Source organism: Paenibacillus sp. LS-5 (assembly GCF_056121505.1).
Window position 1 is genome coordinate 614,299 of sequence record NZ_JBWAVA010000001.1, and the last position, 11,618, is coordinate 625,916.

The following is an 11,618-nucleotide window of genomic DNA, read 5'->3' on the forward strand; positions in this document are numbered from 1 at the left end:
CCTCTTCCTTCATTTATTATTTGTTATGATTCAGCGCACTTCTCTTGTAACCGTATAATGCATAGATCATTAATCCAATGACCAGCCATATCAGGAACCCGGCCCAGGTATCTCTGCCTAAATTATACATCAAATATCCGCAGGCTGCCGCACTAAGCAAAGGGACAAGAGGAACCCATGGGACTTTAAATCCTCTTTTCAGAGTCGGATGAGTATACCGGAGTGCGATAACACCCAGTGAAACAACAAGAAAGGCGAAAAGTGTGCCAATGCTGGTTAGGTTAGCCAATCGGTCCAGCGGGACAAAACCAGTGACCACAGCAATAATACCACCCACCATCCATGTGCTGCGTACAGGGGTGTGCGTCTTAGGACTGATCCTGGACAAGGTCTGTGGCAGCAGTCCGTCCCGAGAAATCGCGAACATCAGGCGGGTCTGGCCATACAACAGCACAAGCAGAACCGTAGTCATTCCGGCAATAGCCCCCACTGAGATCAGCCCGGCAATCATATCCTGGTTCACAAAACGGAGCGCAAAGGATACCGGATCACTGACATTCAGGCTTTGGTAAGGAACGATCCCGGTAAGTACGAGCGATACTACGATATAGAGCACTGTACAGATCGCCAGAGAAGAGATGATCCCGATCGGCAGATCCCGCTGTGGACGTTTTACTTCTTCTGCAGCTGTAGATAAGGCATCGAAGCCGATATAGGCAAAAAATACGGTGGCAGCACCATTGACTACTCCATGGAATCCATAGGGCATAAAGGGAGTCCAATTATCTGGTTTCACATAGAAAACGCCGGTAACAATAAATAAAATAACTACCGACAGCTTAATTACGACCATTATCGCATTAAAACGGGCGGTTTCCTTCACCCCCCTGGTCAGCAGGAAGGAGATCAGCAAAATAATAATAATTGCAGGTAAGTTGATAAAGGTTCCTTTGTCCGCATTATAAGCCCCGGAGAGCGCAGTGGGCAAATGCAGGCCAAAGCCGTCAAGGAGACCCTGGAAATATCCGGACCATCCGCTGCCCACCGCTGCCGCTGCAACGCCATACTCGAGCACCAAATCCCAACCCAGAATCCAGGCTAAGAGTTCACCAAAAGCCACATAGCTGTAGGCATAGGCACTGCCGGATACCGGAATCGTGGATGCAAACTCCGAATAACATAAAGCCGACAGTACACAGGCAATACCTGCCAGCACAAAAGATAGCACTAGAGCGGGCCCAGCGTGTTCCGCTGCTGCCACTCCGGTCATTACAAATATACCTGTACCAATAATTGCTCCCACCCCAAGTAAGGTTAAATCCAGAGCGCCTAATGTCTTGCTGAGCCTGTCTCCTTCGGCGGTCACCGGAGCGCTCAAAGGTTTCTTACGGAATAAATCCATTCGTTCATTCTCCCCTGTCTTCTATATACATAGGTCTTGCTATAAAGAAACGGACAAGCTAAAGCCCAGATAACACCGATAAATACAAAAAACGTGGAAATACTAACTCTTACTGTCTCCGTTATTCCAATATTCATGTTAGTTTGCCCTTTTTCGGGTAATGGATTAAAAGCAGACCGCTTGAAAACACTAACCTTAGCGCTTATGATGGATAAGATTGGACACAAAAAATTCAAAACTTCAGGAGGAGATGTAGCAATGGCCCCCCCATTCAAACCAAATCGTGTCGTAGTGATCGGCACTGGTGCTGTTGGTACCACAACGGCCTACACATTGTTGCTGCGCAGACGCATGCAGGAATTGGTTCTTATTGACGTTAATCATCAGAAAGCCCTTGGTGAGGCGCTGGATATGAATCACGGCATGCCTTTTGTCGGTGGCGTGAAGCTCTGGGCAGGAACTTATGAAGATTGCCGTGAAGCAGATATCATTATCGTGACTGCTGGCGCCTCCCAAAAGCCAGGTGAAACGCGGATTGATCTCCTGCGCAAAAATATCTCGATTTTCAAAGATATTATCCAGAAAATCACAAAATACAACCAGCATGCCATTCTGCTGATCGCAACGAATCCAGTGGATATCCTGGCTTACGCCACCCTGAAGATCAGTGGTTTTGACCGCAGACGAGTCATCGGCTCCGGTACAGTGCTCGACAGTGCAAGATTCCGGTACCTGATTGGCCTTCATAAAGAAATCGACCCGCGCAGCATTCACGGACAAATCATCGGTGAGCATGGGGATTCCGAGTTGCCCGTATGGAGTCTGGCTAACGTTGCCGGGATTGATCTCGGGTTTGACGAAGCCGAACGACAGGATATTTTTGAAGACACAAAAAATGCCGCATATGAGATCATAGATGCCAAGGGCTCAACCTCGTATGCGATCGCACTGGCGCTGGATCGGATCGTCGTCGCCATTCTGCACAACGAAGGTGCTGTGTTGAACGTCTCCACATTGCTGAACAACTATAATGGAGTCTCGGATGTATTCCTGGGTGCCCCATGTGTGGTTGACCGCTCCGGTGTACGTGAAGTACTCGATCTGCCGCTTAGTGAAGATGAGAAAGCCCTTTTCCAGAAATCCGGTGAGAAGCTGAAAAGTGAAATCTCAAAGCTGGAACTATAAGCTGCACGCTCTAATTCCGGACTATTTCCTCCTTCCGACAGGGGGAGATAGTCTTTTTTTGCGGAAAACAAAAGAAACCGTCCTTCCGGTCATGGAGAATAACCCCCAATATTGAAAGGACGGAGTTTCTGATACCCGTAAATATAACATGAATAGTCATATCTGCCAATGAAATAGGTCCTTGTCTTTAGCAGCACCGCTATGATTGCGGCATGCTGATCTGCAGTCTGGACATCGCTTCTTCCTTCTCCCGGTTCGTGATATGTGTATATACCGTGGTAGTCTGAATAGATGAGTGGCCCAGTAGCTCCTGAACCGTCCGCAAATCAGCCCCTTTACGCAGCAGCATAGTGGCGAAGGAGTGGCGCAGCTTGTGGCTGGAGTAAGGTCTGCGGTGGGCCGCAGGGATTTCATTCTGGAAACGTCCAAAGGTATCCGCAGCAATGCCCTGAATCCCGCGAATCGAGAGTCTGCGCCCTTTTTGCGAAATGAACATAGCATCCTCTTTACTGCGCCAAGGTTCAAGCCGATCAGCAAGGGCTTGCTCCAAATAAGGGGCCAGTTCTCCAGGCACAGGAATATTACGCCATTTGCGTCCCTTTCCGAATACTCTAAGTGTAAGGCGTTCTGCATTATAGTCACTTTGATTCAGGGTATGAACCTCACCTACCCGCAGTCCCATATAAGACATAAGCAGAAAAACCGCCAGGTTACGGCTTTTGTATTTCCCTGTAACGGCAGACAAAAACCGCTGCAGTTCATGCTCCTCCAGATAGACAGGTTCGCGGTTTTTTTCGGTTTTGGATTTCTTGATGCCCGCAGCAGGATTCGCACTCAGCAGCTCAAGCTCCATCATCGCCTTGAACAGGCAGTTAACGGATGCATGCTTGCGGTTACGTGTTGTATCACTGACTCCCCGTTCACGGACCGAGGTTAGATAGGATACGATATGAAGCTTCTTGACAGTCTCCAGACTTTTGCCGTTAAGACTGGCCAAAAACTCACGCACATCGGCAAGATAGGACTTCTGTGTATATGGGGTAAATCCGGCATCCTTCATCCAGATTACAAAAGCATCCAGCTCTTCCTCATAGTCAGGCTCTGAGTAGTTCATGTCTCGGTTCCCTCCCGTGTTCTTAGCAATCGATTCTACCATGGATTGGCATCACGAAATGATGTAGATAATAAGTGTGATTTATCAGGATCAGCTGCTCCGGTTCTCCATCCGGCTGCATGATTATTTACAATGGACAGGAATTCCGCAAGAGCCGGTGACTTCCACTTTTTGTTGTGGTAAGCAGTTTGGGTAGCTACCCGCTGAGATTCGTCATTCCAATGAAGACGTGCCAGCTTGCCTTCAGCCAGCTCATTTTGAACCGTAATCAGAGGTAAAAAAGAAATGCCGAGCCCGGCCATCACACATTGCTTAATCGCTTCAATGCTCCAGAATTCCAGCTTCGGATCGGGGAACACGCCATGGCTATTCAAATGACGTTCGAACAAGGTGCGGTAGGTACATCCGGTTTCAGTGTGCAGAATAGTTACATCTTTCAGATGAAGCGGCAGCACCTCATCCAGATCCAGGAGCGGATGGCCAAGGGGGGCAACCAGCGTCATAGTCTCCTGAATAAGCGTCTCGATATGGATATCCTTGTACTCCTTCTCGGGCTGCAGTAAAAACACCAGATCCAATTCCCCGGAGCGGACAAATTCAGTGAGTTCCCAGCAGGCGCCAGGTTTCAGTGTGATCTGCACCTGTGGATATCTTCCGCGGAATTCTTTAATAATGCCCGGCAGCCGAAAAGCAGCCAAAGATTCAGGGGCGCCGATCCGGAGGGCTCCGGTCAGCTCGGTCTCCGAACGCAGCGCCACCTCAGCCATCGTATGCATCCGGGAGATCTCCTGGGCATAGGGGAGCAGGCGGCGTCCTGCATCCGTGAGCATAATCTTTTTACTGATACGATCAAACAGCGGCTGGCCCAGCTCTGTTTCCAGCGCCTGGATCTGGGCAGTAATGCTGGACTGCGCATAATCCAGCTTCTGGGCGGCACGCGTAAAGCTCCCGGTTTCGACTACGATAAGAAATGTAAACAGATGACGTGATTCCATGGAGACCACCTCCTTCAGCTTTGAACTGTATCCATCGGTTTTTCGAATGGATGTTATCTAATAATTCCGTTTTTCCAATGGATCTATTATCTGATACTCTATACATAAATACAAGGAAAGCGGGCCATGATCATTATGAAAGAAACTTTGCAACGCAATATTGGAATGCCGCAGGCCATCGCTCTTTACATTGGAGCCGTGCTGGGTTCAGGAGTTCTTATTGTACCTGGCCTTGCTGCGGAAATGGCTGGGCCTGCATCTCTGCTCGCTTGGGGATTTATGACGTTATTGATCCTTCCCTTAGCCCTGTCCATGGGTCTGCTATCCGCCAAATTCCCGAATGCGGGGGGAGTCTCTCACTTTGTCACTCTGGCTTTTGGCCCAAAGGCGGGCGCACTGGTTGGCTGGTTCTTCCTGATGTCAGTCCCGATAGGAGGACCTGTCGCTGCCTTAACCGGAGCCGGATATATGTCAGCAGCTATGGGCTGGGGAGACAATGCCAGAATCGCTATGGCAGCAGCCATGCTGGGGATTGGACTGATTACGAACTGGATTGGAATGCAAGTAGCCGGGAAAGTACAGATCGCCGTGGTTATTGCCATCGTCTCCGTTTTAGTATTTTCATTTGCTGCCGCACTTCCCCGGTTAGAACGTGTCCACTTCACACCTTTCGCTCCGCATGGCTGGATGAGCGTCGGCCAGGCGGCAGCCATATTGTTCTGGTGCTTTATCGGTTGGGAAGCCGTATCGCATCTGTCTGAGGAATTCAAGGATCCAGAGCGTGCTGCGGTTAAAGGCGTCACTATAGCTGCTATTATAGTAGGAGTACTGTACTTCCTGTCCGCACTCGCCACTGTCGGTACCCAGAGCTATCTGCGGGGGGGAGCGGATTCTTCGCTCGTCTGGATTATCAGCCAGCCGCTTGGCTCCTGGGGTGGATTCATCGCCGGTCTGACCGGACTCTTCATCTGCACAGCGACTATTATCGCGTATACCGGAGCCGCTTCACGCGTAGCGTATGCGTTGTCCCGGCAAGGTTATGCACCTAAATGGATGGGTGGTTTGTCAGAGAGGTTCCAGACACCAACCGGGGCCATTGGTTTCCTGCTGTTATGCTTTGCCACTGTTCTATTTCTCTACGGCAGTGGCCTGCTATCGATTACGACATTGATTCAGTTTCCTAATGCCACCTTCATTTTGACGTATATCGGGGGCTGCGCAGCGGGAATCCGTCTCCTGAAAGGCAAGCGGACGGGTGTAGTTATCAGTTGGATTTCATTTGCCGCAACTGCGGCTGTCTTTCCTTTTATCGGGTGGGCGATTGGTTATCCGCTGGTGATTACTGCCCTCTTCTTCCTGATTGTCTATACCATAACGGGCTACAGAAATACACATCTGGAACCACTGTCCGGAGATCAAGAAGAAGTTAAGCAAAAAGCACTTTAATCATCAGTGATAAGTGTTTAGCATACCTTCCAACATAACAAACAGGCCGCATCCGTCCTTGTCACCAAGGTCGCTGCGGCCTGTTGTTTATTATGTGAGCTTGATAAATCCGTCCTGCAATGTCGTTTCAGCTAAGGGAAATATGGGTATCCAATGAAAGAAGACTGCCCAAAATGGGATAGAAGGAGACGATTGACCATGCCAAAAGATAATAAAATCATTCTCGAAGCTGCAGCACGGAAATTTGCTGATGACAATTCCGAACCTCCATTTCTGCCTGATCTGGGACCTGAAAAAGGACGCGAAACGGTGAACACCGTACAATCCAGTGAAATTTACAAACCGGAAGCAGATCTTCAGGATCTTACAGTGCCCGGCGGCCCTAGCGGTGAAGTTCGGGTGCGGATTCTCCGCCCGGTGAACACTTCGCGTGAAACACTGCCAGTCATTCTGTATATTCATGGTGCGGGTTGGGTCTTCGGCAACAGCCATACCCATGACCGGCTTATACGGGAACTGTCGACCGGTGCAGGAGCAGCAGTCGTATTCCCTGAATACAGTCTCTCTCCGGAAGCCAAATACCCCACGGCCATTGAAGAGATTTATACGGTACTGACATGGATTGCCGATCATGGATCGGAATATGGCCTTGATTCCAATAAATTAACCGTTGCAGGCGATAGTGTTGGTGGAAATATGACAGCTGCCATCACTCTGATGGCCAAAGAACGGGGCGGCCCAACGATATCCAAGCAGCTGTTGTTCTACCCTGTTACAGATGCTTCTTTTGATACCGAATCCTATCATCTCTTTGCTGAGGGCTATTTCCTGCAGCGGACCGGGATGAAATGGTTCTGGGACCAATATACTACCAGTGAAGAAGAACGTGCCCAGATCACCGCTTCACCGCTTCGGGCGAGCCTGGAGCAGCTAAGCGGACTGCCAGAAGCACTGATTATAACCGGTGAAGCCGATGTTCTCCGTGATGAAGGCGAAGCCTACGCTAATAAACTGCGTGAAGCAGGTGTCTCCGTAACCGCGGTCCGTTTCCAGGGAATTATTCATGACTTTGTAATGTTGAATGCCTTGGCTGAGACCAACGCTAAAAAAGGAGCATTGCTGCTGGCTACCAGTTGGCTTCGCAGTTGAGCATTTTCTTCATCTAATATAACAGCAAACAGGCCTGCCATGGATATTCTCCAGTGCAGGCCTGTTTGTTGAGGAGACTATATATTTTACTGTCTATATCCCACCTATTACTTGCGCTGTGCATAGAACTCTGCTGCTTTTACCAGCATGTCCTTGAGCGATCCGAAGGATGTGGTCTTCCTAACATGCTCATTGAGCTGATCCTGAGGCAATGACTTCAGGTCTTCTGTTGTGGAAACACTGAATCCCCCACTTTGTAGAAAATCCTTAATAGACTCGAAGGGAGTGAATTTCTCCAGGAACGGATTGGATAGCAGCTGGTCCAGCGGCAGTTTTTCTAAGATCTGATTCAGCGGTAGCTGATCCAGCGGAAGATTCTGCAGCAGGTCGCCAACGCCCCCCTCTTTCACTTTATTGATCACATCCTCTATATTTCCTAAACCTCCAAGGTTAAATCCCATAATGTACCTCCCATGCTGACTGTAGTTGTACCTTAATTACCCCAATAACACGGAATTGAATTTTAATGTTAACATATTTTTTGTTATGTTTACTTATATGGCGTGATATTAACTTTTTATCAACTAGGTCTTGCAAAGCAAAGGACTCTTGCTTCTCTACCCTATAATTTTATGCAAAAGTTAATTTACTAAGCATACTCCCTCCGATAACACTCCGGTATCAACATTTGGGGAACTTTTCGAAAGAATGCCATTTCGCCAGTAGGGCCTGCCAGCCAATTTTAGAAGCCTTCATATATTGTGGAGAACGGGGTGGTAGGCCGTGTCGCCCCCGCTCTCATTAGCAAAATAGATTTTCTCCGTTCATCAGGAGGGCTTGCCCGCCAATCTCTATGGGGCGTTCGGATACTCCCCGGATTAATAAATCCAACGAATATGGCCGGTAGCATTATCTTTTGCATAAAGTGTGTTTGAAGCGGAGTAATAGGATACTCCATTCATAACAGGTTGTTTGGTGTCGCATACGTTTGATCTTTAACACTCGGAACAATGATAACTTACTAAAATAAGTAAATGGGGAATTATAGTTTACATAATAATAAATATGGTAATATTCTATTTAAACGTGTCTGTTGGAACCCATATGGGGATGGCCAAATCCACCCTACCTTATTTCGGCAAAATCGCCATCGTCAACGGAATAGCGCTGATCCCGACTCCATTCAACATCATTGCAGTAGCATTTCCAAAAGATTGGCATTAATGACTCCTCAAAGTTAACTGTTCGCTCGCAAAAACTCCCCTATTCTGCTGGCAGCATCCAGAAGCCGCCCCTCCTCTTCTACAAGGGCAATTCTGACAAAACCTTCCCCCTGTGCTCCAAAGGCATCACCAGGTATGACAGCTACACCTGTTTGCAGAAGAAGATTACGGGCAAATACACGTGAAGCTCCTGCTTGTCCGGTTATCAGGTACTCAGCAGGCAGTGGCGCCCAGACGAACATGGTTGCTTTAGGCTTCGGTACCACCCAGCCCTCCTGAGCCAATGCGGTAATTAATACGTCCCGGCGCCGTTCATACAATGGTGCAACTCCCTCATTCTCCCCGGCTTTCATCGCTAGCTCAAGCGCGGCTACCGCTGCTTCCTGGATAGGATCGAATACACCATAATCCACATTGCTCTTAAGTTCTCTAAGCGCCCCAACCGCCTCGCGATTACCGGTCATGAAGCCAATCCGGCAGCCGGCCATGTTGAAGCTTTTTGAGAAGGAATGGAATTCAACCGAAGTATCGTGTGCACCCGGCACCTGCAAAATGCTAACAGGTTTATATCCATCAAATCCCATTTCCGAATAGGCCAGGTCATGTATAACAAGAACTTTCCATTTGCGTGCCAGTTGAATTAATTTCTCCATATACGCAAGATCCACCGTAGCAGCTATAGGATTGCCGGGAAAGCTGAGCAGAATAAAAACAGCCTTATGCCACACCTCATCCGGAATGCTGTCCAAATCAGGAATGAAGGCGTTCTTCTCCAGCAGCGGCAGTGTCCAGGCTGTCACACCGGCTATCGCGAGTGAACCGGAATAAATAGGATACCCCGGATCAGGTATTATCGCCAGATCTCCCGGATTGCAGACAGCCAGCGCCAAATGTGCCAATCCATCCTGTGAGCCCATGAGAGACACGATTTCATCATCCGGATTCACCGTTACACCAAACCGTGCTTCCATCCAAGCTGCTGCCTGCCTGCGGAATGCTTCACTTCCCCTGGATGATGGATAAGAATAGCTATCCTCCCTGAGCGCTGCTTCACTTAGAACCTGACGTATTTGTAAAGCAGGCGCCTGATCGGGACTACCGATTCCAAGGTCGATCACATCTAGTCCGGATTTTGCCGCCTCCTCTTTCCATACTGCTACTTCCGCAAAAATCGAGGAGCCCAGCCCGGACAGTTTGTCCGATCTCCAGCTTCGTCTGGAATTACTAAATGTCAAAAGAGTCCACCTACTTGTTTTTTGAATTATTATAGCATGGTGAAGCAGAAGTTGATTTTGTAAAATTTTGAAGAAACTCTGTAGATGCAAGAAGTTGTTATTAATAAACATATATATTATTTTATGTATATTTACTTATCGGTTTTGAGACGTACAAGTGTCTTATTTCCCATCTATAATCGATCTCATCCAAAACAGCGTATAATTTATGTTATACGCTGTTTTTTAAGGCCGATATGAGCTGCTCTTTGACCAAAATGACGAACCATTTAAATATGCGGTGCGCTCAACAACTTCCTCAACAAAATGGATCGTCCGTTATTTCAACCTGTCCGTTGAGGAGATTTTTATCTACGAGGAGGAACAGAGTAATAACTGGTATGTCAATGTGAAAAGTACTAGTCTTGCCAGGACAGGCATAGGATAGGGTATTACGAGTGAAGGTGGGAAACCTGATGTCCAAGAATAAACGCGGCAAAGCACTCTGGCGGGTGCCGTCCCGCAGCAGAGGAACCTGTCCAATCTGTGGAAGCACACGGATTAAACTGCTCTATATCGGCAAAAGTGCCGACGGCAGCAAGCTGGATGTCTGCAAAAAGTGTGATGGTAAGCAGGCGGTTTAACCGCTTAGCCCCACTTAATGCAGGCTGTGTATAGCACTCATAGTTAAGGGAGCACCGTTTTGTACGGTACTCCCCTTTGTTGTCACAGTTAAGTGAAATCCTGCAATTCTTGCTGCGGCTCCCAATTGCGGATACCGTTATCCTCCAGAATTCCGAGTGTCACATCTGAAATATGCGGATCGGCCATCAGCTTGTCCTTAACCTTAAATTTGATATCATCTGCATCGGCAAGGGTCATTCCCTTCTGCAGTTCAATTAACCCCTCCACATGATAGTAACGCCCCTCCTGCAGAATACGCATCTGGTAAATATCTGTGACTTGCGGATCGTCGAAGATGATACGGGCCACCCGGTCTTCGATCTCTGGAGGTGCTGCCACACCGATCAGTCCAACCATATTGTCATATCCTACGCGGAAGGCCACCCCGATCATCATAAAAGCAATCAAAATACTGGACACGCCGTCAAGCATTTTGAAGTTGGTAAAAGCGGTCACCAGAACGGCAATCATTGCCAGTGCTCCGCCGCTTGTCGCCACCAGATCTTCATAAAATACGAGACGGGTTGGCGGTGCGGCTCTTTTTACATTTTTGATGGATGCTGTGAACTTCTTCATCCCTTTCGCTTCGACTCTGGATTCGTGCAGTACTTCATTCATCGCCTTCACCCAGACAAATCCGTCTGCAGCGATAGAGAGAAGCAGTACGACTACATTGATCCAATAACCTTTGGTGTCGGCCGCAGGATGCTTTAACAAATGAAAGCCCTCAAGTAGTGTTTCATAAGCCATAATGGTCACGACAATCACTGCCACCATGCAGAACAAATTAATTACACGGCCGAAGCCATCTGGAAAGCGGCGCGTTGGTTTTTTCTCAGCAAGCACACTCCCCGTAAATACAAACATCTGATTCACTGCATCCGCGATCGAATGCATCATGGTGGCGAACATCGAACCACTGCCGGTTAGGGCAAATGCGATGCCCTTGATCACTGCAATACAAGTATTGCCGATTGCTGCCGAGCCTGAGGATTTGTTGCCTTTTTTGATCAGACTTCCAAGTGTTTCTCTGGTTTCCGCCATAACGATGTATGCCTCCTTCGGTTCTATACTGTCTGTATCGTGGCGTCCCCGTCAAAAGAGGCTCCGATTAGCCATTGCAGTGGGTCCATGTAAGTATTTAACCCTTTGAAGCCTGGTTCTATCACTCTTAGCTTCATCCGCATTGGGTCCCATCGAATACTG

10 protein-coding genes are annotated in these 11,618 nt (G+C 48.3%); 4 read left to right on the plus strand and 6 right to left on the minus strand.

Features of this window, described 5'->3' with window-relative positions; all coding sequences use genetic code 11:
• Positions 1–16 precede the first annotated feature (16 nt).
• On the minus strand, positions 17–1,402 hold the full coding sequence (locus tag AC0MA3_RS02815; RefSeq protein ID WP_379152058.1) for an amino acid permease: 1,386 nt from the start codon (positions 1,400–1,402) through the stop codon (positions 17–19).
• A gap of 258 nt (positions 1,403–1,660) precedes the next feature.
• Between AC0MA3_RS02815 and AC0MA3_RS02820 the strand changes: the two genes are divergently transcribed.
• Positions 1,661–2,587: an L-lactate dehydrogenase gene (locus AC0MA3_RS02820; protein ID WP_379152055.1), complete on the plus strand. Its 927-nt coding sequence runs from the start codon at positions 1,661–1,663 to the stop codon at positions 2,585–2,587.
• 199 nt (positions 2,588–2,786) lie between these two features.
• Here AC0MA3_RS02820 and AC0MA3_RS02825 read toward each other — a convergent pair whose 3' ends face one another.
• Together AC0MA3_RS02825 and AC0MA3_RS02830 are read right to left on the minus strand one after the other, a co-directional pair.
• On the minus strand, positions 2,787–3,701 hold the full coding sequence (locus AC0MA3_RS02825; protein ID WP_379152051.1) for a tyrosine-type recombinase/integrase: 915 nt from the start codon (positions 3,699–3,701) through the stop codon (positions 2,787–2,789).
• 35 nt (positions 3,702–3,736) lie between these two features.
• Complete coding sequence (locus tag AC0MA3_RS02830; RefSeq protein ID WP_379152048.1) at positions 3,737–4,696, minus strand: LysR family transcriptional regulator; 960 nt, start codon at positions 4,694–4,696, stop codon at positions 3,737–3,739.
• Between the two features lie 135 nt (positions 4,697–4,831).
• Between AC0MA3_RS02830 and AC0MA3_RS02835 the strand changes: the two genes are divergently transcribed.
• Both AC0MA3_RS02835 and AC0MA3_RS02840 read left to right on the plus strand, forming a co-directional pair.
• Positions 4,832–6,142, plus strand: coding sequence for an amino acid permease (locus AC0MA3_RS02835; protein WP_474655170.1), 1,311 nt, complete (start codon positions 4,832–4,834; stop codon positions 6,140–6,142).
• Positions 6,143–6,340: 198 nt separating this feature from the next.
• On the plus strand, positions 6,341–7,291 hold the full coding sequence (locus tag AC0MA3_RS02840; RefSeq protein WP_474655091.1) for an alpha/beta hydrolase: 951 nt from the start codon (positions 6,341–6,343) through the stop codon (positions 7,289–7,291).
• 107 nt (positions 7,292–7,398) lie between these two features.
• Here AC0MA3_RS02840 and AC0MA3_RS02845 read toward each other — a convergent pair whose 3' ends face one another.
• Together AC0MA3_RS02845 and AC0MA3_RS02850 are read right to left on the minus strand one after the other, a co-directional pair.
• The gene (locus AC0MA3_RS02845) at positions 7,399–7,752 is read right to left on the minus strand and encodes a hypothetical protein (protein ID WP_474655092.1); all 354 of its coding nucleotides are present in this window, start codon (positions 7,750–7,752) and stop codon (positions 7,399–7,401) included.
• Positions 7,753–8,528: 776 nt separating this feature from the next.
• On the minus strand, positions 8,529–9,749 hold the full coding sequence (locus AC0MA3_RS02850) for an aminotransferase class I/II-fold pyridoxal phosphate-dependent enzyme (protein ID WP_474655093.1): 1,221 nt from the start codon (positions 9,747–9,749) through the stop codon (positions 8,529–8,531).
• 455 nt (positions 9,750–10,204) lie between these two features.
• On the opposite strand from AC0MA3_RS02850, the gene AC0MA3_RS02855 reads away from it, so the two are divergent.
• On the plus strand, positions 10,205–10,372 hold the full coding sequence (locus tag AC0MA3_RS02855; protein WP_474655094.1) for a hypothetical protein: 168 nt from the start codon (positions 10,205–10,207) through the stop codon (positions 10,370–10,372).
• Between the two features lie 88 nt (positions 10,373–10,460).
• On the opposite strand, the gene AC0MA3_RS02860 is transcribed toward AC0MA3_RS02855, so the two are convergent.
• Positions 10,461–11,456: a cation diffusion facilitator family transporter gene (locus AC0MA3_RS02860; RefSeq protein ID WP_474655095.1), complete on the minus strand. Its 996-nt coding sequence runs from the start codon at positions 11,454–11,456 to the stop codon at positions 10,461–10,463.
• Positions 11,457–11,618: the final 162 nt, after the last annotated feature.